Below are 26,431 nucleotides of genomic sequence, written 5' to 3'. Positions count from 1 at the left end.
ATTACTTTTTCTTTCCAGTTGGTGCAGGTGCTTGTCCTGGTTTTGGACGTTTTGCTCCATACTTAGATCTACGTTGTGTTCTTCCTGCAACACCCGCAGTATCTAATGCTCCACGTACGATGTGGTAACGTACACCTGGTAAATCTTTTACTCTTCCACCTCTAACTAATACTATCGAGTGCTCTTGTAGATTGTGACCTTCTCCAGGAATGTATGCATTCACCTCGTTACCGTTTGTTAAACGAACCCTAGCTACCTTTCTCATTGCTGAGTTTGGTTTTTTAGGAGTTGTTGTGTAAACACGAGTACACACACCTCTTCTTTGAGGACAAGAATCTAAAGCAGCCGATTTACTCTTCTTAGTTATTTGGGTTCTCCCTGTTCTTACTAATTGTTGAATTGTTGGCATAATTAAATACTAAAAATTTTTACTGTTTAAAATTCCCGCTTTTTACGGGGTTGCAAATGTAGGAATTATTTTTTACTTTCCAAATCATAATTTATTAATTTTCAATGCGATTTGATTTTTGTAGTGTTTTGATTGGTATTGAGTTACAAAAATGAAAGACAAAAATTCTCTTGAATTGTTGCGTTAGATTATGATACAAGTTCAGAATGACAAAGTGAATATAAAATTTATTTTACTTTTTTTTCGTTTCTTTACTGCTATGAAATTACTTTTTGGTTTTATTCTGTTTTTTTGCTTCCAATTTTCATTGGGACAAAATTTCTATTTAAACATAAAAGGAACTTCCGAAACAGAAAACAAAACCATTGACAGTTTACAATACGAATCTAAACACAGTTCAGTTGCTTTACTTTTAGAAGAGCAAAAACGTTTTGAAAGTAAATTAAAGAACGAAGGTTTTTTTGATTGGTTGCTATTAGAACAGAAAAAAGTGAATGATAGTAGTTTTGTTTTTAAATATCATTTAGGTAATTCGATAAAAAACAATAGCATATATATAGGTAAACTTTCTGCCGAAGAAAAATCACTATTACAATTAGAGAAAGACACTATTACCATTACCATGAATGAAGTTGAGAATTTCATGAAAAGTAAAATTGCGTTGCTGGAAAAGAAAGGCTATTCGTTAGCGAATTTGCAATTGACTAATCAGCGAAAAGTTGACAACAATTTATTTTCTGAATTGCAACTGAAACTCAATTCGAAAAGAAATATTACTGATATTGTTATCGTAGGTTATGATAAATTTCCAGCAGGAATTAAAAAAGCAATTACTAAAAAAGCTAAAAAAGCGACTTTTAATCAAGATAATCTAAAGCAGATTAATGATGAGTTTGATAAATTGCAATTTGTGAGTCAGCTGAAATATCCTGAAATTTTATTTACAACTGATTCGACGAAAATTTTTGTGTATTTAGAAAAATCGAAACCCAATAAATTTGATGGCTTTATAGGGTTTTCAAACGATGATCAAAGTAAATTGACTTTTAACGGTTATTTGGATTTGCAATTGCAGAATATTTTAAACACCGGCGAAAAATTCAATTTGTATTGGAAAAACGATGGCAACAGACAAACTTCGTTTAATTTAGGAACCGAATTGCCTTATATTTTTAAAACTCCCATCGGAATTAAAGCAAATTTGAGAATTTTTAAACAAGATTCTACTTTTCAGAATACCCTTACCGATTTGAATTTGGGTTATTATTTTTCATACAACACAAAAGCTTTTATTGGTTATCAAAAAACTACTTCGGTTGACATTCAAAACACAAACTCGTTTAGTTTGAATGATTTTACGAATACTTTTTTAACTACAAGTTTTGAACACACCAATTTTGACAACGAAAACTTCATCTTTCCTGAAAAATCAAAAGTCTACATAAAAGCAGGGACGGGTAATCGAACCCTTACATCTAAAAAAACAAGTCAATTTTTTACTCAATTGGATTTAAGTCACAACTTTAATCTGAATCAGAAAAACAGTATTTATCTAAGGAATCAAACTTTTTATTTACAAAGTGACGATTATGTAATTAATGAGTTGTTTCGATTTGGAGGCATCAATTCGATACGAGGCTTTAACGAAAATAGCCTACAAGCTAATGTTTTTAGCGGAATTATGGCAGAATACCGATATTTAGTCACTCCTAATTTATATATTCATTCCATAACTGATTATGGCTATTTTCAAGACAAAACAGCAGTAATAAATGATAAACTTTTAGGCTTAGGTTTTGGATTTGGATTATTTACCAAAAACGGACTTTTTAATTTAGTTTACGCCAACGGAAGTACAAGCGACCAAGCGATAAAACTCTCTAATTCAATTATACATATTAGTTTTAAGACAAATTTTTAATTTAACACAAAAAATGTTATAAAAAAGTTAATATTATATTAGGTTTGTTATGAAATAATTCACAATTTTGAATTATAAATTCAAATCAACCAATATGAAATCAAAAATTAATTTATTACTAACCTTTTTAGCGCTGTTGTTAAGTCAACAATTTTTTGCTCAGGCAAAATCTGTGTCAGGAACAATTCTTGACGAAGGAGGAGTGCCTCTTCCAGGAGTTACAATTCTTGAAAAAGGAACAAAAAACGGAACTCAATCTGATTTTGATGGAAACTATCAAATCAAAGTAAATGACGGAGCTGTACTTGTTTTTTCATTTATCGGAATGTTACCTCAAGAAGTTGTTGTATCATCTTCAAAAATCAACATTACAATGAAGGAGGATGTGACCGAACTTGAATCAGTTGTAGTTACAGCTTTAGGTATAAAAAGAAAACCAGACGAAATCACAACAGCATCACAAGTTGTAAAAACAGATGAATTAAACCAAGCAAAAGCGACTAATGCAGCTGTGGGATTAGTTGGAAAAGTATCAGGTTTACAAATCAACACTATTAATAATGGTGTAAACCCAAACACTAGAATTCAATTACGTGGTTTTCGCTCTATCTCAGGAAACAACGAAGCTTTAATTGTTATTAATGGAGTTATTTCAACATCGGGTGCATTCTCTGAATTAAATCCAGAAATTATTGAATCTATAAACGTAATCAAAGGTTCAAACGGTGCTGCTTTATATGGATCACAAGGATCAAATGGTGTAATTATCGTTACAACAAAAAAAGGAAATAAAGAGGAAAGCAAATTTAATATTGCACTAAATTCTTCTATCACTTTTGAAGAAGTTTCGATGTTACCAAAACTTCAAAACAGATTTGGACAAGGCTACCAAGGAGCTCAAGATTTTACAGAAAACACGAGTTGGGGTCCAGAATTAGACGGTTCTCTTCAACCAACTGGTTTGGAACAAACTTTAATGCCATATTCTTTTATTAAAGACAACTACAAACCATTTTTCAACACTGGAACTACTCAATTAAACTCTATTGCAGTTTCTTCAGGTGATGAAAACGGGTACGTAAACCTTTCTATCGGAAATCAAGAAACAAGTGGTATTATTCCCTCAGATACTTTTAAGAAAAATAACTTCAATTTCAGCGGTGGTAAGTCAAATGATAAATGGAGTTTAAACGCAAATTTACGTTACACTACTAGTCACCAAAATACGGCTGGAGGTGTAGAAGGTTCTGTTTATAACTCATTAACCCAAGTTCCTGTAAATGTACCTGTAGAAGCTTTTTCAAATCCGGACAACGCAACACACTGGACATATTGGGAATTAAGTCCATATTGGAGACTTAAAAACGAAAGAATCGACACTAAAGGACAGACTATTGAAGGTGTTGGAGAAATTGGATACAAAATCAACAAAAACATCGACGCGACTTATAGAGCAAGTTTTAGAACAACTTCATTTAATGGTTACGAATTTTTCAATGGTTATGTTGCTGAAGTAGTTTATTGGGATTCTCCATTTGATTATGTTTCTTCATATGAAGTTAACAACAGTAATTCAAGAAGAATATATTCAGATTTCTTATTGAACTTTAATTATATGCTTACTAATGACATTTCATTTAAAGCAAACGTTGGTAACAATATTACTAGTATAGAATCAAATGCTTCTTCTATTAGAGGTGAACGTTTAGTAGTTCCAGGATTGTATAATATTTCTAACATTACTGGAAATGCAATTCCAACTGATTTTAAATCACAACAAAGAGGATATGCCTTTTTTGCAAATGTTGATTTTGGATATAAAGATTATTTATTCCTTAATTTAACAGGAAGAAATGACTGGACATCGGTATTAAACAAGAACAATAATTCGTTTTTCTACCCAAGTGCTGGTGTTTCTTTTATACCAACAAAAGCATTTGAAAATTTTGGTGGTGAAATCTTAAATTATGCAAAATTATCAGCAAGTATAGTAAAAGTTGGTAATGCAATTGTAGGACCATATGACATCAACGACCGTTTTTTAAGCGGCGCAAGTGCAGGTTTCCCATACAGTACAATTAACTCATTTGTACAAAATTTAGAAATCACTGATGGAAACTTAAGAAATGAGAATAACATATCTAAAGAGATTAATTTAAATCTTGAATTTTATAAACGTAGAATTACTTTTGATGCTAGTTACTACAGTTCTAAAAACACAGATCAAATCCTTCAAACATCTCCATCAAGTGCTTCTGGAGCTAACGTAGCTACAATAAATGTTGGAGAAACAACATCTACTGGTATTGAATTAGATTTAGGATTAACACCCGTAAAAACAGACAATATAACATGGGATATTCGTTTTGGATATAGCGCACCAAAAACTGTTGTTGACAAGGTTACCGAAACTTCAACTCAAGTAGCTGTTGGAGATTACCTTGGAACTGCTGGAATTGCTGCTATTGCTGGAGAACAATTCCCAATGATTGTTGGAACTGGTTACCAAAGAGATGAAAATGGAAATGTTGTAATTGACGCTTCAACTGGCGACCCATTAAAAGCAACAAATGTTAAATTAGGAAAAACAACACCTGATTATATTTTAGGTTTATCAACTTCTTTACGCTATAAAAACTTCAAACTTTCTGGAGTATTTGATTACAGAACAGGACACGTATTCTATGCTGGAGTTAAAGATGGTTTAATTCAAAACGGAACTGATATTGCTACAGCTCAAGGCGGAAGACAACCTTTTATCTTCCCTAACTCTGTAATTGAAACTTCACCGGGTGTTTACACAGAAAACAATACAATAACTACATCAGGAGGACAAGACTATTACACAGGAATTTATAGAGAAATCGATGAAAACTTCGTTTTAGACGCAACTGCTTTTAAATGTAGAGAAATTGCCTTAACATATACTTTTTCTAAAGATATATTAAGCCATATTGGTATCGACGGACTATCTATCGGATTCAATGCTAGAAATGTTTTCATGATTTTACCAAAAGAAAACAGAAACTATACTGACCCTGAATTCTCATTCACTACAGGAAACAATGTTGGACTTAGCACAGGAAACCAAGCGCCTCCAACAAGAACCTACGGAATCAACTTTAACTTAACTTTTTAAGAAATACTATGAAAAATATTTTTAAACATATAGCTTTTGGATTAGTAGTACTTACTAGTCTAAACTCATGTGATGATTTTTTAGATGTAAATGATGACCCAAACAATCCAACATCTGAAAATATAGATCCGGCAATTGTTCTTGCAGCTACTCAAGTTTACACTTACAATACATTGGCAAGAGACATGAACCAATTAGGTAATCTTATGATGAACAATTGGACAAGAGATGTTGGAGCTTCTAACTCAAGTTATTATTTTAATGAGCATAATTATAATGTAACTTCAGATTTCTATTCTGGTATTTTTGAAAACTTAATGTTAAGAACTTCAAATTATACTTTTATTCAAAATGTAGAAGGAACAGAATACGATAATTATAAAGCAATTGCTAAAATTATGAAATCGTATTATTTTCAATACTTAGTTGATATGTATGGAGATATTCCATACTCAGAAGCACACAAAAGAGGTGCTAATTTAACACCTGAATACGATGATGATTTAACAATTTATCGTAATTTAATTATTCAATTAGATGAAGCGATTGCCCTTATTGACAATGCTCCTGCTGGAAGCTTAAACCCAGGCGGAAATGATGTTATGTTAGGTGGTGACATGGAAACATGGAAAAAATTCGCAAATACAATTAAACTTAGAATTTTATTAAGAGAATCTGACAGAACAGCATCTGGAACTTATGTTCAAGATAAAATTGACGAAATGGAAGCAAATGGTGCTGAATTTTTAGGAGCAAATGATAACATAACTATTAACCCAGGTTATGCAGCAGCTACTAATCAACAAAATGGATTTGCTTCATTGTTTTTAAATGTGAACGATGCTTTTGTAAACAATTATAGCTCAACTGCTGCTACAAAATACACTATCGAGTATTTGACTAATACAAACGACACAAGAAGAAACCGTATCTATGCGGCAGCTTCAAATGGTTCTTATGCTGGTCATCAACAAGGCGATATTTTAGAAGCTTCTACAAACTACCCTGTTTCTCATATTGGTCCTGGTTTATTAATTAATTCAGCTCAAGATGGAATTATATTTACTGCAGCTGAAAGCTTCTTATTACAAGCTGAAGCAGTTCAGAGAGGCTATTTAACAGGTTCAGCTAAAGATTTATATGAAAGTGGTATTAAAGAATCATACAAAATCTTAGGCTTAACAGAATCAGACGCTATCACATATTTCAGTCAATCTATTTCACTTGTAAATTGGGATAGTTCAACAGGAAACGAAATTGAAGCAATTATCAACCAAAAATGGATTGCTTTAAACGGAATTAATGGTGCAGAAACTTGGATTGAAAACACAAGAACTGGGTTTCCAGCTCACGTTCCATTATCTACTGTAGCTCCTGGAACTTCTAGACCAATTCGTCTACTTTATCCAAGTTCTGAAATTGCAGGAAACACGGCAAATGTTCCCCAACAAACAGAAGCACAAGCATTTACTAGTAAAATATTTTGGAACGAATAAAAAAAAGAAATATGAAAAAAATTAAAATTTTATCATTAGCGTTCTTCGCACTTTTAATGATAACATCGTGTGTTAAAGACGATGAAGAAAATACAGGAAATGGAGCTAGAGTTGTAGGTTTCAGTAGAAGTTTCAATTCGTTCATTTTCACTGGAGCAGATACTGATCCTTACTTAATTAATGAAAAGATTAACCTAATTGGAGGTGCTAACGGAACTCCTTCAAATGAAGATATTGTTATATCATTTTCAATTGACCCAAGCAGTACTGCAATTCAAGGAACGGATTATACCATTTCTGGAACATCTACAATATTAGAAGCAGGTTCTGATTTTACGCAAATTCCAATTACAGTAGATCCTTCTGTACTTCCAGGAAATACTCCAAAAACAATTGTAATCAACTTAGATGGAACAAATTCAGACGCAACAGTTATTGCAGATGATAAAAAACAAATTACAATTACAATTGCTAAGTGTGAATCTAACTTAGCTGGTACTTATGACCTAGTTGTCACTCGTACAGATAATAATACGACTTATAATTTCCCAGGTGAGGTAATTACTGAAATTGGTATTGGACAATATGTAACTTCTTCAACAGGTCCTTATGGCAATGGTGATTTAACTTCTGATGGTGCTCCAAGAGATGGTTTTGTATTTAACGATGTTTGTCAATCTATACAAATCGAAGAACAATATCTTGGTGATTATTATACAAATTTAGTTGAAGGTGATAGCGACTCAGGGTTTGTAACTCTTGATCCTGACACTGGAGAAGTAGTCTCTATAACCATGTATTACTCAATTAGAGGTTTCAGTAGCGGTACCGCTAGAAGAACTTTTACAGCCGTATACACTAAACTTTAATAACGATTCATTATGAAAAAAATAAATATCATACGATTCCTTTTTACAAGTGTCCTTTTTTCGTCAATTATAATGCTAACTGCTTGTAATGACGACGATACTGATTTAGGAAGCAAAGTAAAACCTGTTTTAACATCAAGTACAACAACATTCACCGCAAAAGAAGGTGATGTTATTACCTTGGATTTCACTTTAGATAAAGCAATCAACAAACCAATTGAATATCGTTTGGTTATGTTAGATGAAAGCACTGCAACAGACATGGAAGATTATTCAATTCCAGGTTGTCGTAGTAATGATCCAGATTGTGTGGCTATCGAAGAAAACGGAGGACCAGTGGGCTACATTTTCGAAATCCCTGCTTACACTACATCTTATAGTGTTGACATTTCTTTACTTAATGATTTAGATATTGAAAGCACAGAAAACCTAAAACTTAAAGTAGTCTCTAATAGAACATTGTTAGGAACTGTTAATGACCTAGTTTTTGACATCAATATTGAAAACTCAAGCGACTTGGTTATCGACTTAAATTGGTCTGGTTCTTTTGATGATAACGGTACAATGGTTGACAATTGTGATTTAGATATGGACCTAGAACTAATCGACAGTAATGGTGATTATATTGACTTCAGCTACAGCAATTGTCCAGAACAATTAGTTCTTAGTACTGCATTAGCAGACGGAACATACTATTTAGATGTTAGTCTTTGGACAACTTATGGTTACAACCAACCAATAAACATTCCAGCTTCTGTTACATTTAATAAACCTGGTTTACCATTATCACAAACGGTTGATGTTTCTTCTTATTTCCCAATGGATCAAGGAGGATTGGACGACGGTAATTCAAATGCAATCATTACCTTTGAAATAACAAAAGTAGGACACATTTTTACAATTACTAATCCAAACAGCCAAGTTGTATTTCAAGGAAGAAATGCTAAAAGAGCTGGTAACCGAATTAATCTAAAAAAATAAACTCAAAAGAGTTTTAAAAACATAAATCCAAAACCACTTCAATTGAAGTGGTTTTTTTATACCTTTGCCTCATGGAAAAAGACAACCAAATATTCGGGATTAGAGCAATAATTGAAGCAATTAACGCTAAAAAGGAAATTGATAAAGTATTCGTTCAAAAAGATGCACAAGGCGACTTAATGCAAGATTTGATGAAAACAATGAAAAGAAACAACATCAACTTTTCATACGTTCCTGTTGAAAAACTAAACCGATTAACTCCAAATAATCACCAAGGTGCGGTGGCAACCATTGCTCCTATTTCTTTTGTTTCATTAGAAACTTTAGTAGAAGGCGTTATCGAAAGTGGTAAAAAACCTTTATTCCTAATTTTAGATCAATTATCCGATGCACGTAACTTTGGCGCTATCATCAGAACTGCAGAATGTACGGGTGTTGACGGAATCATTATCCAAAAACAAGGTTCGGCTCCTGTGAATGGCGATACGGTTAAAACTTCAGCTGGTGCGGTTTTTAATGTGCCTATTTGCAAAGTAGACCACATTAAAGATGCGATTTTCTATTTGCAAGGTTCTGGAATTAAAACCGTTGCTGCAACTGAAAAAACAGAAAACCATATTTACGACATCAACTTCAACGAAGGAATTGCGATTATTATGGGCAGCGAAGACCGAGGTGTTAATCCTTCGGTATTAAAAATTGTAGATGAAAAAGCAAAATTACCTATGTTTGGCACTATAGAATCCTTAAATGTTTCTGTGGCTTGTGGTGCGTTTTTGTACGAGGCTTTGAGACAGAGAATGTAGTTCAGTGTTCAGTGTTCAGTGTTCAGTGTTCAGTGTTCAGTGTTCAGTGTTCAAAATTAATAGTTATGAGAACAACATTCTTTAGCTTAATTTTTCTTTTTTCAATTTTATCATATAGCCAAGATGTTTTAATTGGGAAATTTTGTTCAAATCTAAGTGAACAAAAAACAATCTCAACAATTCAAGAAAGATGCATTACTTTTAATAATGATGGAAGTTTTGCTGAGGAAATCAGACTTGATGTTGATATAATTTTGACCGGAAAATATCTTTTTTCAGATAATTTAATCGCATTAACTTATGATGATGAAAAGAACGAAACTTCTATTTTAAAAATCATCAAGATTTCTGATAAGAAAATCGTATTTAAATATTTATCAAAAGACAGAAGTAGTAAAAAAATTATACTATACAAATCAATTCAATAAAAACTACTTCTTCCCTCCTAAAAACTCATAAACCACTTTCATAGAAGAATTGAAGTATTCTCTAATGACTTCTTCTGGTTTTGGTGGTGGATTGAAATTACCTTTTTCATCGAAGTTTTTCATAAAGGGATCTAATTCTGGATTGAAATCAGGTTTTTCCCATTCGTAGAAAATCGGTTTTGAAAATTGCGGTGTTTTTAATACTAAGGCTAAGGCTAATCCAACAAGAAATCCTGCTAAATGTCCTTCCCAAGAAATACCTTCTTTTACATTTGGAAACATATACCAAACGCTTCCTCCGTATAAAATTACGATGGTGAATGATAAAGCTACTAATCGATAATATTTAGTAAAAATGCCTTTGAAGAAAATAAAACTTACCAAAGCATAAATTAATCCACTGGCACCAATGTGGTAACTTGGTCTTCCCAACAACCAAGTTCCTAATCCTGAAAATATAATTCCGAACAGCAAAACAACAAACGATTGTTCTTTGTAGAAATATCTTAAAATAGGCAACAAGACCAATAACGCAACTGAATTATTTGCCAAATGCTCAATATCGCCATGCAAAAACGGACTAAAAAGAATTCCTTTTAATCCATAAACCTCCCTTGGATAAATTCCAAAATGAGACAAGTTATCATGAAATTGTAATTCATACCAAAAAACTGACCATAATGTCAATACAAAAAATAGCGGTAATAAAATGACCGCTTTTGTAAACTGAAAAGGATTATCGTGCTGTTTTTCCATATTGATTTGAATTCAAAGATAAAGCCAAAAATATTTCTATGCACATTTGTCATAAAATTGTAATTTTACGTCATGAATCAACCATTAGCCGAACGCATTCGCCCACAACAATTATCAGACTACATCAGCCAATTGCATTTAGTAGGACCTGAGGGTTCGTTAACGCAACAAATTGCCAAAGGATTAATTCCAAGTTTGATTTTATGGGGACCTCCAGGAACTGGAAAAACTACCTTAGCACAAATCATGGCGCAAGAAAGCAAACGTCCGTTTTACCAACTGAGTGCCATACATTCGGGCGTAAAAGACATTCGTGAAGTAATTGAAAAAGCGAAGCAAAGCAGTGGTCTATTCACAGCTAAAAATCCGATTTTATTTATCGATGAGATTCATCGCTTTAGTAAATCGCAACAAGATTCTTTATTGGCAGCGGTGGAAAAAGGTTGGGTTACATTAATTGGTGCAACGACTGAAAATCCGAGTTTTGAGGTCATTCCCGCTTTATTGTCAAGATGTCAGGTATATGTGTTGAATGCATTTACCAAAGACGATTTGGAAGCGTTGTTAGATCGCGCGATGAAAACTGATGTTCAGCTACAAAATAAAAACATCCAATTAAAAGAAACCGAAGCATTAATAAGACTTTCAGGAGGCGATGGGCGAAAATTATTGAATATTTTCGAATTGGTTATTAATGCTACAGAAAGCGACACCATTGAAATTACGAATGAAAAAGTAATGCAATTGGTGCAAAAAAACACGGTGTTGTATGACAAAACAGGCGAACAACATTATGATATTGTTTCAGCTTTCATCAAATCCATTCGTGGAAGTGACCCAAATGGCGCTGTTTATTGGTTAGCTAGAATGATTGAAGGTGGCGAAGATGTTAAATTCATCGCTCGAAGAATGCTAATTTTAGCCAGTGAAGATATAGGAAATGCCAATCCAACAGCGTTTATCATGGCAAATAATGCTTTTCAAGCGGTGGCAACAATTGGCTATCCTGAAAGTCGTATTATTTTGAGCCAGTGTGCAATTTATTTAGCAACTTCAGCAAAAAGCAACGCCAGTTATATGGCAATTGGAAAAGCGCAACAAATGGTAAAACAAACTGGCGATTTACCAGTTCCTATTCATTTACGAAATGCACCAACCAAATTAATGAAAGAGTTAGGTTACGGAGATGAATATAAATACTCTCACGATTTTCCCAACAATTTTGCCGAACAAGAATTTTTACCAACTGAAATTTCTGAAACTAAATTCTTTGAACCAGGCGAAAATGCTCGTGAAAAAGAATTGCGTCAGTTTTTAAAGAATCGTTGGAAGGATAAATATGGGTATTAAGTCTTAAAACTTAACCTCCACTTTTTCTGAAAATAATTTATCTCCTTCGTAATATTCAAAAAACCAACCACTACTCTTCTTCATTAAAACACCTGATTTTGAATCTTTCTGAGCTATGAAAATATTGTCTGCAGAAGTTTTCTTTAAAATAATAATGGTTTCTGGCTTATCGTTCACAAGTTTATAACCATTAACCATTGGAATTGCAAATAAAGTGTTTGAGGCCACTGAATTCGAAATAATTTCATTATTAGAAACAACATCTACTTCTTTTGGAGTTTCCACAACTTCTATTTTTTCTATTGCATCTACATTTTTGAAATTTATTTTCCCTTTAAGTGAAGACAAAGCTTGTCTAAAAGCTTGATTATAAGCTGTTTTTAATAATTTTTCTCTACTTGTAGCTAATTCACTTTGTAGTAAAATATTATTTTTACAATCTTTTATTTCAAAATAAATTTTTGTTAAAAACATTGTATTACTTTCAACTGGGACTATAAATAAAGCCAAACATCTATTTTGATAAAGCTTTGGAGGTAAAACATCGCTATCATAAAAAACTTCAAATCCCTCCTTCTCAAAAAAAGATTTTGTCAATTCATTCAATCCAAATTTATTTTCTTCCTTTAAAAAACTGAATTTTTTTGGTACGATAACATACTTGTAATTATCTTGAGCAAAAGAAAAAGAGTAAACAAACAAAACGAATAATAAAACTACTTTCTTCATAACTATAATATATTTTTTAATTCTAATAAATGTTTTACCTGAAATACAGGATTTTCTACTTCAATATTTTGTTCATTGAAAAACACCGCTTCTATACCTGCTTCTTGTGCACCAATAATATCGGCTTCATAACTATCGCCTATCATTAAACTTTCTTCTTTTGAAGCTTTTGCCAAAGATAAGGCAAAATCAAATATGTTGCGATGTGGTTTTTTAACTCCAGCCATTTCCGAATTGGTTATCGTTTCAAAATAATGATCAATATTAGAATTTTTCATTTTTTTTGTTTGAACCGAAGCAAAACCATTCGTTATAATATGCAATTGATATTTCGGCTTTAGATAATCCAATAACTCAATAGCACCGTCAAAAAGGTGATTGTATTCGGGTAAATATTTGATGTATTCTTCAGACAAATGATGAATCATTTCATCTGAAACTTTAAATTGTAATGCATCAAAAACGTCTTTCAAACGATAATAACGTAAATCGTCATGCGTGATTTTATTCACTTGGTACAATTTCCAATAATGTTGATTTCTTGGAATGTAAATATTTAAAAAATTCGACAATTCAATATCAAATCCTTGTTGTTTGAAAATCGTATCAAAAGCAAATCCTGAATTTTTATCAAAATCCCAAAGCGTGTGATCTAAATCAAAGAAAATGTGTTTTTTATGTTGGAATGAATACAATGCTATGTGTTTGAATGATTAAAAAAAGCCCAAACGAATGGGCTTCTAATTTATTTACTTTGAGAAATAATTACGGCGTCTTCGATATGGTAAATCCAATCTTCTACATCGGTTTCATTATATCTAAAAGTTCCTTTTAAAGTTACATACGTATCGGTTTTTAACTTTGGAAAAGCGCCACCTTTAAATTTGATACCCGCAATTGTTTCTGGTCCTGATTTTCCACAGAAGAAACAAGCGGCAAATACGTTTTTACTTAACGCGTAATTTTTGTTATCAATTGGCACAATGAAACCGCTCATGAAAACGGTTTTCTTTTGCATCATTTTCAATTTCATGTTCACTTGTGGGAATTCTACTTCACCATAAGTCGCATGCTTTTTGCGAACATATTTGATATCACCCAATAGTTTCCATGTCAGCGTATCTGCTGCTACTGATGTTTTAGTAGAAGCTTTTACAATTGAAGTTGTACTATCTGAAAAGCTCATCATCGAAATAAAAACGACTAAAGCTAAACTTAATTTAATATAATTACGCATTTGCTAATGTTTTTGAAATATTTAAATTGTATGCTTTTATGGCAGGAATTAATGCTGCAATAAAGCCCACAAATATAGTTAGTAAAAATAAAGTTCCTTCTTTCTCCCAAATAAATTCGTATGGATTGAAACTCATTTTGAAATCTTCTTCGGCTGAGTTGGACAACATACTTAATCCTACTCTTCCCAAAATCGTACCAAAAATAAATCCAACCACACATAAAAGCAAACTTTCAATCATTACGACTTTTAAAAGTTGTAATCTTTTGGCACCGTTGACACGCATTAAGGCAAATTCGTTTTCGCGTTCTTTTAAAGTATTGTAAAGTGCGATGAAAATCGAAATTCCTGAAATCAACATAATTCCGTATGCTAAATATTGTAAAGCTGAAATTCCAATTCCGAATAAAGAAAACAAACGATTTACTTCAATTGCTGGTGAAGCGACTTGCATCTTGGTGTTTTGCGCGATGATTCTTGGCCAAGTTACAATTCCCATTTTGTTTCGGAATTTAAGTAAAACAGCTGTGATTTCCATTCCAGGTTCATCTAAAGTCATGTCGGCTTCTTCGTGATGTTCTTCTCCTTCTACATGAACGTGACCTTCTTCACCATGCGCTGGATTTTCTGCTTCTTCATGTCCGCCGTGCATTTGCCAAACACTTGGAATCGTACACAAAATCAAATTATCGACTACTTTCCCTGTTGGTTTTGCAATTCCAACAACTTTATATCCGTAATGATCGTGCACTTCTCCTTCTGCCGCATCGCCATGCGAACCGAAGAACTCATCACCAATTTTTAAACTTAATTTTTGAGCAATATCACTTCCGATTACGACTTCGAAGTTTTTTTCGAATAGGTTTCCTTTGGCAATCTTTGCACCATATTTTTCTAAATAATCAGGAGTTGTTCCTAAGATTTTATATCCACGATAATTATCCCCAAAAGCTAAAGGAATCGCTTTTTGAACAAACGGATGTTGCATCCAAACTTTTGCCGAATCGTAACTAATATTTCCTGTAGGAGAATCCACTTGGTAAACTGAAGACAAAATCAATTGTAACGGACTTCCTTGAGCACCCATTACCAAATCTACTCCATCAATATTGCTTGAAAACTTTTCTTCAAACTGTTTTTCGACTAAAACTAAAGTGGTAATAATCGCAACACTTGAGGTTAGCAAAACAACACTCAAGATGGTATTTAATGGTTTGAACCATATATTTTTCCATGCTAATTTTGCTATCATATCAAGGTAATTTTATTGATAAATCTTTCTTTAATTCGGTTATCATGCGTAACGATTAGTAAAGCTGCCTTATACTCTTTCGATAAAGAAGTCAGCAATTCGATTACTTTTTCCGCATTTTTATCATCTAAACTTGATGTGGGTTCATCAGCTAACAAAACTTTTGGTTCATTCATCAAAGCACGTGCAATCGAAACGCGTTGTTGTTGCCCGATACTTAATTGCGAAGGCAATTTATTGGCTTGATTTTCAATTCCCAATTGTTCTAATAATTTCTTTGCACGTTTGGTATGTTTTTTACCCGTTGCCAACCAACTAGCCATTTCTAAATTTTCCAAAACGGTTAAAGCGCTAATGAAATGTGATTTTTGAAAAACCACACCAATATGCTTTCCGCGGAATTTATCGGTTGCTTTTTCTGAAAGTGCTACGATATCCGTTTTATCGATTTCTATTTCGCCTTTAGCTGGTTTTAATAATCCTGCTAAAATATGTAAGTAGGTCGTTTTACCTTTACCAGAATCTCCTGTAATTAAAAGCGTGTTTCCTGCTTCGCAATACAAATCTGGAAAGATAAATTCTTGCTCTTTACTATAAGAAAACCGTATGTTTTTAGTGCTTATCATTATTGTTTCAGCATTAATTTAATGTTGCAAGATAACAAATTCGTTTAAAAAATTTCTTAAATAAATTGTAATAATCAGATATCAAAAAAGAAGCTGAAACGAGTTCAGCTTGACAATTTTTATTTGATTAATTAACTATTCTTCATCATGTGTACACAAACCTACAATTGTATGAAAAGTGTCGTGTAATCCATTTAAAGCTTTAGTGATTTTTGCATCAGCTGCTTTAGATTTTACTAATTTATCCAACGCTTTACTGTCTTTAGCTAATTTATTAACAGCAGCCACAATTTCTTTTTTATTGAATTGAGCTGGAATTTTAGCCATTTTTAAAGCATTTGCTTTTTCAGCCATTTCAGCGCTTCTTTCTTTGATAGGTTGCAAGTTTCCTTCTTCACTTGGATGAAAGGTTTGCGACATTACTTTATGAAAGGTCTTGATTTCTGGCCAAGAAGCAAATGTGTCTGGTTTTGGCATTGCTGCTTTGTATCTTTTGCTTACTTCTGTCCAATTTACAACACTCCACAAAGCAGATAGATAATCGGCTCTTTTATTTTGATACTTTAAGTAATAAGCATGTTCCCAAACATCGATTCCGAAGATTGGTGTTCCTTTTACTTCTGCAATATCCATTAATGGATTATCTTGATTTGGTGTTGAACTAACAACTAATTTTCCTTCTTTAGTCACAACCAACCAAGCCCAACCTGAACCAAAACGACTTGCTCCAGCCGCATTTAATTTTTCTTTCAACACATCAAAACTTCCAAAAGTTTCAATTACTGCTTTTTCTAATTCGGCAGACATCTTAGTGTTTTTCTCAGGTGTTAATACCGACCAAAACAATTCATGATTGTAATGTCCACCTGCATTGTTACGAACCGCTGCAGGCATAGTAGAAACTTTTGCAAAAATTTCGTTTAAGCTTAATTTTTCATCAGCAGTTCCTGCTAAAGCTGTATTTAAATTTTTAACATAAGCCGCATGGTGCTTGCTGTAATGAATTTCCATAGTTTGCGCATCTACAAATGGCTCCAATGCATTATAAGCATACGGCAATGCTTTTTGTGTAAACTGAGCCGATGCTGTTAATGTTACTAAAAGTGTGGCAACTAAAAATTTTATGTTTTTCATGTTGTGTTAATTTTTGATAAAAATACGGCTTATCAGTTAGATAAAAAACTACCAAATCTTAAAATTTCCATAATTCTGAAATTTAAATTTTAGAAAATTCCTTCATCCTGAAAACTCAAATAACCATTTTCAGTAATAATAAGATGATCTAAAACCTGGATTTCTAAAGTTTGGCCTGCTTCTTTTATTCTTTTGGTAATCTTTAAATCAGCTTCGCTTGCCATTAATTTTCCTGATGGATGATTATGAGAAAGAATTAAACCAGTTGCGTTTTGTTCGAAAGCTATTTTGAAAATTATGCGAATATCCACGACTGTACCTGTGATTCCGCCTTTTGAGAGTTGGGCTTTGTAGATGACTTTATTGGAATTATTGAGATACAATACCCAAAATTCTTCGTGAGGCAATTCGCCAATAATGGGTTGCATGATATCGAAAACTGCTTTGCTGGAAGTGATTTTTTTGAGTTCAATAGCGTCTTCGGCCCTGCGTCTTCTTCCTAATTCTAATGCTGCAGCAATAGAAATAGCTTTAGCTTCACCAATTCCTTTGAATTGCATGAGTTGGGACACCGACATTTTTCCTAACGCATTCAGATTGTTTTCGGAAGAAGCTAAAATGCGTTGGCACAATTGTACCGCGCTCTCATTACGAGAACCGGAACCAATTAAAATAGCAAGTAATTCAGAATCAGATAAAGTAGATTTACCTTTAAGAAGAAATTTTTCACGTGGGCGATCATCTTCAGCCCATTGATTGATTGGCGTGTACATAAAAATTTATTTTGGCGTTTATAAAAACAAAGTAAATTAATTTTTTAAACACCTCAAAATAAATGGCTTAAAAATTGCGTTTAAATCAACAACAATTAATAAAACATGAAGCTAATTCTTCCTCTTCTTTTAATATGTTTTTCTTTTGGATGTAAAAAACCTGAAACTAGTGCTGAAAACATACCGGAATCAAAACCAACAAATCATCTCATAGAAAACCCAACCGATTTCTATGAAAAACTATCCAATGCAGCGATTTCGATTATTGACCCTGAAGTAGTTTACACACCTGATTATGTTGGGATAAAATATCCAAATGGTGATGTTCCTACAAAAACGGGAGTTTGTACGGATGTTGTGATTCGTGCCTATCGAAAACTAGGAATTGATTTGCAGAAAGAAGTACATGAAGATATGAAAGCAAACTTTTCTTTGTATCCGAATTTAGAAAAATGGGGTTTAAAAACTACAGATAAAAACATCGACCATAGAAGAGTTCCTAATTTAGAAATTTTCTTTGCTCGAAAAGGAAAAACTTTATCCATTACACAAAATCCAAAAGATTACAAAACTGGTGATTTAGTCACTTGGATGATTGGCGATAAATTGCCACACATTGGAATTGTAACACATATAAAATCAGAAAATGGAAACCCTATGATTGTTCACAACGTTGGAAGCGGTCAAGTTTTAGAAGATTGTTTATTGAGTTGGAAAATTGTGGGGCATTATAAATATGGTAATTAGACAATTTTCAATGTGCCAATTAAATCTCTAGTAAAATTGACACATTGACCAATTGGCATATTAACTAATTGATTAAATCTTTCACCTCATCAAAATTTAAACCACCATAATTTCCTGAACTCATTAATAGTAAAGCAGAATTATCTAAATTTTGACTAAATAAAAAGTCTTTAAATTCGGCTGGATTGGTATAAATAATTAAATCTTCTCTTTGGAACGATTGTGCGATTTGATCATAAGTAACTTCCTCCAAACGTTTAATTTTTACTGCATCGGGTGAATAGAAAACTACAGCAACATCCGCTACGTCTAAAGCGCCTTGGTATTCTTTTAAGAATTCGGCATTTAAACTGCTGTACGTATGCAATTCTAAACAAGCGATTAATTTTCTATCGGGATATTGTGTTTTTACGGCTTTTGTAGTGGCAGAAACTTTACTTGGCGAATGCGCAAAATCTTTATAAGCGACTTTATTAGCACTTTCGGCAATTTTTTCTAATCGTTTTGAAGCGCCTTTGAAACTAGCGATAGCTTCGTAAAATTCGGCTTCGTCAACACCCATACACTGACAAATCCATTTGGCACCAGCTAAATTGCTTAGATTGTGTGCGCCGAAAACTTCAATTGGCATTGGACCTTCTGGCGTATCTAACAACGTGGTTCCGTTTTCTACTGTGTAACTTGGTGTTTGGTAGGCAATTTTTCGGATTGGATTTTCGGTTCCTTCGGCTACTGCTTTTACGGCTTCGTCTTCTTCGTTATAGACTAAAATTCCACCACGCGTGATTTGGTTAGCGAAAATTCTAAATTGTTCTACATAATTATCAAATGTTGGAAACACATTGATATGATCCCAAGCAATTCCAGACAACAATGCAATATTCGGTTGGTACAAATGGAATTTTGGTCGCAAATCGATTGGAGAAGTCAAATATTCATCACCTTCTAACACAATAAAATCATTGTCTTCGGTTAAATGCACCATCGTATCGAAACCTTCTAATTGGGCTCCCACCATATAATCCACTTCAATATTGTGATAATGCATTACGTGTAAAATCATCGAAGTAATTGTGGTTTTTCCGTGCGAACCACCAATAACTACTCGGGTTTTATTTTTCGATTGTTCGTATAAAAATTCTGGATACGAATATATTTTTAAGCCTAATTCCTGTGCTTTTAACAATTCTGGATTGTCGGCTTTGGCGTGCATTCCTAAAATGATCGCTTCGATATCGGTTGTGATTTTTTCAGGAAACCAACCTTCTTCGGCTGGCAACAAACCTTTTTTCTCCAAACGCGATTTTGAAGGTTCGAAAATAGCGTCATCACTACCTGTTACATTATATCCTTTGTTATGTAAGGCTAATGCTAAATTGTGCATGGCTGCCCCGCCGATTGCTATGAAATGTGTTCTCATTTTTTATGTTGAATTGTTAAACTGTTAATTTGTTGAATCGATTAAACGATTCAACAAATTAACAGTTACACTATTTGTTTTCAAATTCTCTTTTTAACTTGTTTGCTTTTGTTTTGTCTTTCAACTTGTTCAAATATAAGTCATATAATTTTTCGAAAGTAGTTTTTGAATTCCCAATTTCGTGTGCTTTTTTATAGTGATTTTCTGCTTTTACATAACGTTTAAAATACACATCAATATATCCTTTTGACAAGTAACCATCCACTTTTGAAAGCATCATTAATTCATCGGCATATTTTTGTGCTTTTTTTTCACTTCCACCAATCATTGCAGGTAATTCGATGTATAACATGACTAATGCCCAACGCGATTCAACGTGTTTTACATCTAATTTTGCAGCGGTTAAAAATGATTCTTCTACTTCATCAATCATTCCTAAAGCTTTGAATTTATTGGATTCTTTAGCTTTCATTCCCAATGCGCCACCATATTTATACCAATAATTAGCGTTTTTTGGATAACTAACTTTTAATTTTTTATAGTTGGTTATCCCAGTATCCCAATCTTTTTGATGTCCGGCAATATCACCAAGATATTCAATGGTTTTTATATGATTCGGTTGCGCTTTTAAATGTTCGGAAAATAGTTTTTCTGCTTCGTTGTATTTTTTTTGCGCATACAATTTCTCGGCCTTTTCAAACGTTGATTGTGAAAAGACTGAAAATGAAAGCATTAGAAAAAAGATTTGGATAATTTTCATATGTTTTAATAACATTTTCATAGGTAACATATGGTATCGCCTTTTATTATTTGTATTTGCTTGCGCAAACTTTTTTAGTGGCGATTTCATTTTTCAAAAATAGTGAAATGATTTTGGATATTTCACATAAAAAAACGACTTGATTTCTCAAGCCGTTTTTAATTTTACTGTATTTGAAAATTACTTCACAATTGTCATTTCGTCAACAATGTGTTTAGCTCCTGAGAAATTCTCAATTACCCATAACACATAACGAATATCAACGTTGATTGTTCTTTGTAATTTTTTATCAAAGATTACGTCACCTGCCATAGCTTCGATGTTTCCGTCGAATGCTAAACCGATTAACTCGCCTTTTCCATTTAATACTGGTGAACCTGAATTTCCTCCTGTAATATCGTTATCAGTTAAGAAATTAACGTGTAAAGAACCGTCTTTATCAGCATAACGACCAAATTCTTTTTTAGCGTTCATTTCTAATACTCTTGTAGGTAAATCAAATTCTAAATCACCTTTTTTGTATTTTTTAACTTGACCTGCTAATGTTGTGTAGTTGTTGATTGAAGCATCATTACGTTTGTCAGCTGGTAAAGAACGAACTTTTCCATAAGTTAAACGTAAAGTTGAATTTGCATCCGGATATTTGATTTCTCCAATTTTAGATTCTCTTAAACCTTCAACTAATAAACGGAAAGATGCACCAAAATCATTTTGAGATTTGATTAATTCTTCACTTCTAAAGCTGTAGTGATTTAACATATCATTCGTTAAAACGAAAAGTGGATCATTTTTAAGTAATTCTTCAGATGGTAAATCTAAGAAAGCTTTTACTCTATCAACTGAAGTAAAAATACTTAAATCAAATGCTGCGTTTACATATTTTGTAAAATCGCCATTGTTTTCTTTAGCTAGTTTTTCAACCATTGGAGCTAAAGTATAACCAGCTTTTTTAGCATATAAATTTAATTGAGCAGCTAAAATATCTTTTTCTGCTGGAATATGTAATTCACTATGCATTCCTTGAGCCATTTCTAAAATAGCTGGCGCCATTTGTGCTCTTTTTGTAGCATCTGCTTTAGCATAGTTTTCTAATTGTCTTCCTAAACCTCTGCTAACTGTTCCAAAAGCTGATGTTCTGAATAATTGCATCATGTAGTTATCATGACGCGATTTTTCATTCGTCATTGCATAAAACTTATTAATTGTAGGAACTACATTACCATATTTAGCTTTATTAGCTGGTTGGTTAGCCCATTTGTGGAATTTAGCTTCTTGAGCTGCTTTTGTTTTAGCTGTACCAAATTTTGATAACGCATCAATCATTCCTTGACGGTTTTTCCAGTAGTTAGCTACTCCTGCAAATTTTGAAGCATAAATAAGGTTTAAAGCATCCGACTGAACCATATATTTTTTCATATTGTCCATTCCTGTTTTTGAACCTTCAACCCAAGCTGGATAAGCAAATTTTACGTTTTGCTCAATTCCACCTGCTGGCATCCAACGGTTAGTTCTACCTGGATAACCTAAAATCATAGCGAAGTCATTTTCTTTAACACCACCAATATTTACTGGTAAATAATGTTTTGGTTTTAAAGGAACATTGTTTGTAGAATATTCAGCTGGATTACCGTTTGCATCAGCATACACTCTAAACATAGAGAAATCTGCAGTATGACGTGGCCATTCCCAGTTATCAGTATCACCACCAAATTTTCCTAAACTTTCTGGTGGAGTTCCTACTAAACGAACATCTTTGTAATCTTGGTAAACGAAATAGTAATATTCATTTCCTTGAAAAAATGGACGAACAGAAACCGTATATTTTCCACCTTCATTATTTTCTTTTTCAATTTTAGCGATTTCAGCATTGATAGCTTTTTCTCTATCAGCTTCGCTCATTGTAGGATTTACAACAGATAAAATTCTTTTTGTACAATCGTCCATACGAACAAAGAAACGTACATATAAACTTGAAGGTTTTAATTCATCTGCTCTGTTTTTTGCCCAATACCCATTTTTTAAATAATTTTTTTCTGCTGATGATAATTCTGCAATAGCATCATATCCACAGTGGTGATTGGTTAAAACTAATCCGTCTTTTGAAATCATTTCAGCAGTACATCCACCGTTAAATTGCACAATTGCATCTTTTAAACTGTGGTTGTTGATACTGTAAATTTCTTCGGCTGTTAATTGCAAGCCCATTTTTTGCATGTCGCGGTGATTTAAACGCTCAATGAACATTAAAAACCACATTCCCTCATCTGCCTTTACCGAAGCTGGCACAAGCATTATTGCAGAAACGACAAATAATAATAATTTTTTCATAATAAATCTGTGTTCTTTTGATTTGTGTGGCGAATATACTTAAAAATACGATTTTGATAAAATTATCACTTCAAAATCAGATTAGATTGAAGCAATTTTAACTTTTTATTATAAAAACTAGATTAAAAACAAAAAAGCATCTCCAAATTGAAGATGCTTTTTCTTACTTTTTATACTCTTTTATTTTTCTTCTACATTTAACATTTGCCACAATTTGTCTTTCAACTCTTGTAAACCTTGTTGCGCAACAGAAGAAATAAACATATAAGGTGTTCCTTTAAATTCTTTGTCCAATTGTTTTTTCAATTCTGCTTTTAATTCATCGTCTAACATATCGCATTTTGAAATCACAATCAAACGATCTTTGTCCAACATTTCTGGATTATAACGACGTAACTCATCTAACAGAATTTCGTATTCTTTCTTAATATCATCTGCATCTGCAGGAACTAAAAATAACAAAGTTGAATTACGCTCAATATGACGCAAGAAATAATGACCTAATCCTTTTCCTTCCGCTGCACCTTCAATAATTCCCGGAATATCAGCCATTACAAACGATTGAAAATCTCTGTAAGCCACAATTCCTAAATTAGGTTTTAAAGTCGTAAACGGATAATCAGCAATTTTTGGCTTAGCCGAAGTTAAAACAGAAAGTAAAGTTGATTTTCCTGCGTTTGGAAAACCTACTAAACCTACATCTGCTAATACTTTTAATTCTAAAGTTACATCAACTTCTTTTACAGGCATCCCAGGCTGCGCGTAACGAGGTGTTTGATTGGTTGAACTTCTAAAATGCCAGTTTCCTAAACCACCTTTTCCTCCTTCTGCTAAAATTCGAACCTCATCGTGTTCTGTAATTTCAAACAAAACATCTCCTGTTTCTTGGTCTTTTACAACCGTTCCTAATGGAACTTCAATGTATTTATCTTCACCATCATGTCCAGTACTTCTTGAACTTCCTCCATCACCTCCGTGACCAGCACGCATGTGTTTCAGAAATTTCAAATGAAATAAAGTCCAAAGATTTTTATTTCCTTTTATATATACGTGTCCACCGCGACCACCATCACCACCATCAGGTCCACCTTTTTCAATAAATTTTTCTCTGTGTAAATGCGACGACCCTTTTCCTCCCTTTCCGGAAGAAACATATATTTTTACGTAGTCTACAAAGTTACCTTCAGTCATTCTTTTTTTTCTTTAAATTATTTTTGACAAAGACTACTATTAAACCGAATGTCCACTGGACATTCTCCTCTTAATATCAAATCTTCTGTCATCTTTTCTTTTATTCTTTTAAATTGGTAATTAAAACTTTATCAATTTTAACACCGTCCATATCAATAACTTCGAACTCTAATTTGTTCCAAATTAACTTTTGTCCTTGTTTTGGGATTATCCCTAATTCTGTTATGATTAATCCACTAACTGTTGTTACTTCATAATCACCTGTTAACTCATCCATATCGAAATAAGTTAAGAAATCGTGTAACGAATAATGTCCATCAACTAACCACGAACCATCTTCTCTTGCCACAATTTTAAATTCGTCTTCATAGAAATCAGCCGCATCTCCTACTAACGCTTCTAAAATATCGTTTAATGTAATAATTCCCTGGAAAACACCGTGCTCATCGGTAACCAAAGCATAATGTACTTTTGAAAGTTTAAAATTTTCCAATGCTTTGTATGCCGAAGTATGTTCAATAAAATAAACCGGTTCTCTGGTAATCGCTTTTAAATCGAAATTTCCTTTCTCGAAATTAGAAAACAAATCTTTTAATAAAACGATTCCTTCCACATCATCTAAATTATCCGCACAAACGGGATAAACCGAATGCAATTCATCTAAAACTTTCGCTTTAATTTCTTCAATTGTGTCTTCATAAGACAAATACACAATTGAATTTCGGTGAGTCATTAACGAATTTACTTTTCTATCTCCAATATGAAAAACACGTTCCACAATATCTTGTTCAATTTCTTGAACTTCCCCTACTTCTGTTCCTTCTTTAATAATAGCTTTAATTTCTTCTTCGGTAACTTTACCATCAGCGGTTGGTTTTATTTGAAGCATTTTCAATAAAAACTCAGTCGAAGTAGTCAATAACCATATAAAAGGCATTGTTATCGTTGAAACCAATTTCATTGGAACGGCAACTGCTTTAGCAATTCCTTCAGGATAATTCAAGCCGATTCTTTTTGGCAACAATTCTCCTAAAACTAGAGAGAAAAAGGTTAATACCACAACAACAATTCCTACCGCAACAGAATTTGCATATGGTTTTAGTGCTTCAAAAGTGGCTACAAAATTCTGAACATCAGTAGTGATTTTATCACCCGAATAAATACCCGTTAAAATTCCGATTAAGGTAATTCCGATTTGAACTGTTGATAAGAATTCATTTGGTGAATTAGCTAAATCTAAGGCTGCTTTAGCATTTTTGTTCCCTTTTTTTGCTGCTGTTTCTAAACGGTTTTTACGTGCTGAAATCAATGCGATTTCCGACATTGAAAAAACACCGTTTAAAAGAATCAGAAAGAGAATGATTAAAATTTCCATAGTTAAAATTATAAAAAAAGAGCTAAAATCCCAAATTACGGAAATAGCTCCTTTTCTGTGTGCAAATATCGAAAAAAAAATCGAAAGCCCGAAATTTATCTCTCGGGCCTTATTTTATTATTAAAATGTGTCTAAAACTAAACTCAATCTTTCGGTAACTTCTTCAATAGATCCAATACCATCAACTGCGTGAAATTTGTGTTGCGCTTTGTAATAATCCATTAGTGGCGCGGTTTTTTCGTTGTATTCTTGGTAACGATTTCTGATTTTTTCTTCGTCTTGATCATCTGGTCTACCTGAAGTTTTTCCTCTTTCTAACAAACGTTGCACTAAGATTTCATCATTCGCTTCTAATGCAACAGTAGCTGTGATTTCTTGATTTTTACCTTCTAAAAACTTATCTAAAGCTTCAGCTTGAGCAATTGTTCTTGGAAAACCATCAAATAAAAAACCTGCTGCTTGTGGATTTTTGTCTACTTCACTTTGCAACATTTTAATAGTTACTTCATCTGGAACCAAATCACCTTTATCCATAAAAGTTTTAGCTAATCTTCCTAATTCAGTGTCATTTTTGATATTGAATCTAAAAATATCTCCTGTAGATAAATGAACTAAATTGTATTTGTGCTTTAAAAAATCGGCTTGTGTTCCTTTTCCTGCTCCTGGTTTACCAAATAATACGATATTGATCATTGTTTTGTTAT

Annotated in this window: 23 protein-coding genes and 1 pseudogene; 9 read left to right on the top strand and 15 right to left on the bottom strand. The window is 32.9% G+C overall.

Going from position 1 to position 26,431, the window contains the following annotated elements:
• Window position 1: 1 nt before the first annotated feature.
• Window positions 2–409, bottom strand: a complete 408-nt coding sequence (gene rpsL, locus C8D80_RS09040; RefSeq protein WP_026725646.1) for a 30S ribosomal protein S12 — start codon at window positions 407–409, stop codon at window positions 2–4.
• Window positions 410–668: 259 nt separating this feature from the next.
• Between rpsL and C8D80_RS09035 the strand changes: the two genes are divergently transcribed.
• The 7 genes from C8D80_RS09035 to C8D80_RS09005 all read left to right on the top strand — a co-directional run bounded on the left by C8D80_RS09035 (window position 669) and on the right by C8D80_RS09005 (window position 10,049).
• Window positions 669–2,330, top strand: coding sequence for a BamA/TamA family outer membrane protein (locus C8D80_RS09035; RefSeq protein WP_133609587.1), 1,662 nt, complete (start codon window positions 669–671; stop codon window positions 2,328–2,330).
• Between the two features lie 94 nt (window positions 2,331–2,424).
• A complete protein-coding gene (locus C8D80_RS09030) occupies window positions 2,425–5,469 on the top strand; it encodes a SusC/RagA family TonB-linked outer membrane protein (protein ID WP_133609585.1) in 3,045 nt (1,014 codons plus the stop codon).
• Between the two features lie 8 nt (window positions 5,470–5,477).
• Complete coding sequence (locus C8D80_RS09025; protein WP_133609583.1) at window positions 5,478–6,965, top strand: SusD/RagB family nutrient-binding outer membrane lipoprotein; 1,488 nt, start codon at window positions 5,478–5,480, stop codon at window positions 6,963–6,965.
• 11 nt (window positions 6,966–6,976) lie between these two features.
• Entirely contained in the window at window positions 6,977–7,834 is an 858-nt protein-coding gene (locus C8D80_RS09020) for a hypothetical protein (RefSeq protein WP_133609581.1), read from the top strand.
• Between the two features lie 12 nt (window positions 7,835–7,846).
• Window positions 7,847–8,815, top strand: a complete 969-nt coding sequence (locus tag C8D80_RS09015) for a pre-peptidase C-terminal domain-containing protein (protein WP_133609579.1) — start codon at window positions 7,847–7,849, stop codon at window positions 8,813–8,815.
• Window positions 8,816–8,886: 71 nt separating this feature from the next.
• Window positions 8,887–9,621 (top strand): 23S rRNA (guanosine(2251)-2'-O)-methyltransferase RlmB, encoded by a 735-nt coding sequence (rlmB, locus tag C8D80_RS09010; protein WP_133609577.1) that lies wholly within the window; start codon window positions 8,887–8,889, stop codon window positions 9,619–9,621.
• Between the two features lie 65 nt (window positions 9,622–9,686).
• The gene (locus C8D80_RS09005) at window positions 9,687–10,049 is read left to right on the top strand and encodes a hypothetical protein (protein ID WP_133609575.1); all 363 of its coding nucleotides are present in this window, start codon (window positions 9,687–9,689) and stop codon (window positions 10,047–10,049) included.
• Between the two features lie 3 nt (window positions 10,050–10,052).
• On the opposite strand, the gene C8D80_RS09000 is transcribed toward C8D80_RS09005, so the two are convergent.
• Window positions 10,053–10,805, bottom strand: coding sequence for a rhomboid family intramembrane serine protease (locus tag C8D80_RS09000; protein WP_133609573.1), 753 nt, complete (start codon window positions 10,803–10,805; stop codon window positions 10,053–10,055).
• A gap of 72 nt (window positions 10,806–10,877) precedes the next feature.
• On the opposite strand from C8D80_RS09000, the gene C8D80_RS08995 reads away from it, so the two are divergent.
• Complete coding sequence (locus C8D80_RS08995) at window positions 10,878–12,155, top strand: replication-associated recombination protein A (protein ID WP_133609571.1); 1,278 nt, start codon at window positions 10,878–10,880, stop codon at window positions 12,153–12,155.
• A gap of 3 nt (window positions 12,156–12,158) precedes the next feature.
• On the opposite strand, the gene C8D80_RS08990 is transcribed toward C8D80_RS08995, so the two are convergent.
• The 7 genes and pseudogenes from C8D80_RS08990 to radC form a co-directional block, all read right to left on the bottom strand.
• Window positions 12,159–12,884, bottom strand: coding sequence for a hypothetical protein (locus tag C8D80_RS08990; protein WP_133609569.1), 726 nt, complete (start codon window positions 12,882–12,884; stop codon window positions 12,159–12,161).
• 2 nt (window positions 12,885–12,886) lie between these two features.
• Entirely contained in the window at window positions 12,887–13,579 is a 693-nt protein-coding gene (locus C8D80_RS08985; RefSeq protein WP_133609567.1) for a YjjG family noncanonical pyrimidine nucleotidase, read from the bottom strand.
• Window positions 13,580–13,629: 50 nt separating this feature from the next.
• On the bottom strand, window positions 13,630–14,121 hold the full coding sequence (locus C8D80_RS08980) for a hypothetical protein (protein WP_133609565.1): 492 nt from the start codon (window positions 14,119–14,121) through the stop codon (window positions 13,630–13,632).
• Window positions 14,114–15,373, bottom strand: coding sequence for an ABC transporter permease (locus C8D80_RS08975; protein WP_133609563.1), 1,260 nt, complete (start codon window positions 15,371–15,373; stop codon window positions 14,114–14,116). The genes C8D80_RS08980 and C8D80_RS08975 overlap by 8 nt, the downstream gene beginning before the upstream one ends.
• Window positions 15,370–15,999: an ABC transporter ATP-binding protein gene (locus C8D80_RS08970; protein WP_133609561.1), complete on the bottom strand. Its 630-nt coding sequence runs from the start codon at window positions 15,997–15,999 to the stop codon at window positions 15,370–15,372. Before C8D80_RS08970 ends, C8D80_RS08975 begins: the two co-directional genes overlap by 4 nt.
• 474 nt (window positions 16,000–16,473) lie before the next feature.
• A pseudogene (locus tag C8D80_RS08965) lies at window positions 16,474–17,133 on the bottom strand (superoxide dismutase); the annotation flags it as partial.
• A gap of 89 nt (window positions 17,134–17,222) precedes the next feature.
• On the bottom strand, window positions 17,223–17,906 hold the full coding sequence (radC, locus tag C8D80_RS08960) for a RadC family protein (protein WP_133609556.1): 684 nt from the start codon (window positions 17,904–17,906) through the stop codon (window positions 17,223–17,225).
• A gap of 105 nt (window positions 17,907–18,011) precedes the next feature.
• Here radC and C8D80_RS08955 point away from each other — a divergent pair, with 105 nt between their 5' ends.
• Window positions 18,012–18,653, top strand: a complete 642-nt coding sequence (locus tag C8D80_RS08955; RefSeq protein ID WP_133609554.1) for a DUF1287 domain-containing protein — start codon at window positions 18,012–18,014, stop codon at window positions 18,651–18,653.
• Between the two features lie 64 nt (window positions 18,654–18,717).
• On the opposite strand, the gene C8D80_RS08950 is transcribed toward C8D80_RS08955, so the two are convergent.
• The 6 genes from C8D80_RS08950 to C8D80_RS08925 all read right to left on the bottom strand — a co-directional run bounded on the left by C8D80_RS08950 (window position 18,718) and on the right by C8D80_RS08925 (window position 26,420).
• A complete protein-coding gene (locus tag C8D80_RS08950) occupies window positions 18,718–20,073 on the bottom strand; it encodes a UDP-N-acetylmuramate--L-alanine ligase (RefSeq protein ID WP_133609552.1) in 1,356 nt (451 codons plus the stop codon).
• A gap of 70 nt (window positions 20,074–20,143) precedes the next feature.
• Window positions 20,144–20,806, bottom strand: a complete 663-nt coding sequence (locus C8D80_RS08945; protein WP_249038410.1) for a tetratricopeptide repeat protein — start codon at window positions 20,804–20,806, stop codon at window positions 20,144–20,146.
• 207 nt (window positions 20,807–21,013) lie between these two features.
• Window positions 21,014–23,161 carry a S46 family peptidase gene (locus C8D80_RS08940; RefSeq protein WP_133609548.1) on the bottom strand — a complete coding sequence of 716 codons (2,148 nt, stop codon included), beginning with the start codon at window positions 23,159–23,161 and terminating at the stop codon, window positions 21,014–21,016.
• Between the two features lie 180 nt (window positions 23,162–23,341).
• Complete coding sequence (gene obgE, locus C8D80_RS08935) at window positions 23,342–24,352, bottom strand: GTPase ObgE (protein WP_133609546.1); 1,011 nt, start codon at window positions 24,350–24,352, stop codon at window positions 23,342–23,344.
• A 100-nt stretch (window positions 24,353–24,452) separates the two neighbouring features.
• Complete coding sequence (locus C8D80_RS08930) at window positions 24,453–25,676, bottom strand: hemolysin family protein (protein WP_242004808.1); 1,224 nt, start codon at window positions 25,674–25,676, stop codon at window positions 24,453–24,455.
• Window positions 25,677–25,847: 171 nt separating this feature from the next.
• Window positions 25,848–26,420, bottom strand: a complete 573-nt coding sequence (locus C8D80_RS08925; protein ID WP_133609542.1) for an adenylate kinase — start codon at window positions 26,418–26,420, stop codon at window positions 25,848–25,850.
• Window positions 26,421–26,431 lie beyond the last annotated feature (11 nt).

The organism is Flavobacterium cheniae (assembly GCF_004363695.1).
In the GTDB taxonomy this organism is placed as follows: domain Bacteria; phylum Bacteroidota; class Bacteroidia; order Flavobacteriales; family Flavobacteriaceae; genus Flavobacterium; species Flavobacterium cheniae.
This window is presented reverse-complemented; position numbering and strand designations above follow the sequence as displayed.

What these genes read in the sequence shown, in the direction of transcription:
- rpsL (WP_026725646.1), bottom strand. Translation starts at nt 409, where the DNA reads ATGCCAACAATTCAACAATTAGTAAGAACAGGGAGAACCCAAATAACT.
- C8D80_RS09035 (WP_133609587.1), top strand. Translation starts at nt 669, where the DNA reads ATGAAATTACTTTTTGGTTTTATTCTGTTTTTTTGCTTCCAATTTTCA.
- C8D80_RS09030 (WP_133609585.1), top strand. Translation starts at nt 2,425, where the DNA reads ATGAAATCAAAAATTAATTTATTACTAACCTTTTTAGCGCTGTTGTTA.
- C8D80_RS09025 (WP_133609583.1), top strand. Translation starts at nt 5,478, where the DNA reads ATGAAAAATATTTTTAAACATATAGCTTTTGGATTAGTAGTACTTACT.
- C8D80_RS09020 (WP_133609581.1), top strand. Translation starts at nt 6,977, where the DNA reads ATGAAAAAAATTAAAATTTTATCATTAGCGTTCTTCGCACTTTTAATG.
- C8D80_RS09015 (WP_133609579.1), top strand. Translation starts at nt 7,847, where the DNA reads ATGAAAAAAATAAATATCATACGATTCCTTTTTACAAGTGTCCTTTTT.
- rlmB (WP_133609577.1), top strand. Translation starts at nt 8,887, where the DNA reads ATGGAAAAAGACAACCAAATATTCGGGATTAGAGCAATAATTGAAGCA.
- C8D80_RS09005 (WP_133609575.1), top strand. Translation starts at nt 9,687, where the DNA reads ATGAGAACAACATTCTTTAGCTTAATTTTTCTTTTTTCAATTTTATCA.
- C8D80_RS09000 (WP_133609573.1), bottom strand. Translation starts at nt 10,805, where the DNA reads ATGGAAAAACAGCACGATAATCCTTTTCAGTTTACAAAAGCGGTCATT.
- C8D80_RS08995 (WP_133609571.1), top strand. Translation starts at nt 10,878, where the DNA reads ATGAATCAACCATTAGCCGAACGCATTCGCCCACAACAATTATCAGAC.
- C8D80_RS08990 (WP_133609569.1), bottom strand. Translation starts at nt 12,884, where the DNA reads ATGAAGAAAGTAGTTTTATTATTCGTTTTGTTTGTTTACTCTTTTTCT.
- C8D80_RS08980 (WP_133609565.1), bottom strand. Translation starts at nt 14,121, where the DNA reads ATGCGTAATTATATTAAATTAAGTTTAGCTTTAGTCGTTTTTATTTCG.
- C8D80_RS08975 (WP_133609563.1), bottom strand. Translation starts at nt 15,373, where the DNA reads ATGATAGCAAAATTAGCATGGAAAAATATATGGTTCAAACCATTAAAT.
- C8D80_RS08970 (WP_133609561.1), bottom strand. Translation starts at nt 15,999, where the DNA reads ATGATAAGCACTAAAAACATACGGTTTTCTTATAGTAAAGAGCAAGAA.
- radC (WP_133609556.1), bottom strand. Translation starts at nt 17,906, where the DNA reads ATGTACACGCCAATCAATCAATGGGCTGAAGATGATCGCCCACGTGAA.
- C8D80_RS08955 (WP_133609554.1), top strand. Translation starts at nt 18,012, where the DNA reads ATGAAGCTAATTCTTCCTCTTCTTTTAATATGTTTTTCTTTTGGATGT.
- C8D80_RS08950 (WP_133609552.1), bottom strand. Translation starts at nt 20,073, where the DNA reads ATGAGAACACATTTCATAGCAATCGGCGGGGCAGCCATGCACAATTTA.
- C8D80_RS08945 (WP_249038410.1), bottom strand. Translation starts at nt 20,806, where the DNA reads ATGCTTTCATTTTCAGTCTTTTCACAATCAACGTTTGAAAAGGCCGAG.
- C8D80_RS08940 (WP_133609548.1), bottom strand. Translation starts at nt 23,161, where the DNA reads ATGAAAAAATTATTATTATTTGTCGTTTCTGCAATAATGCTTGTGCCA.
- obgE (WP_133609546.1), bottom strand. Translation starts at nt 24,352, where the DNA reads ATGACTGAAGGTAACTTTGTAGACTACGTAAAAATATATGTTTCTTCC.
- C8D80_RS08930 (WP_242004808.1), bottom strand. Translation starts at nt 25,676, where the DNA reads ATGTCGGAAATCGCATTGATTTCAGCACGTAAAAACCGTTTAGAAACA.
- C8D80_RS08925 (WP_133609542.1), bottom strand. Translation starts at nt 26,420, where the DNA reads ATGATCAATATCGTATTATTTGGTAAACCAGGAGCAGGAAAAGGAACA.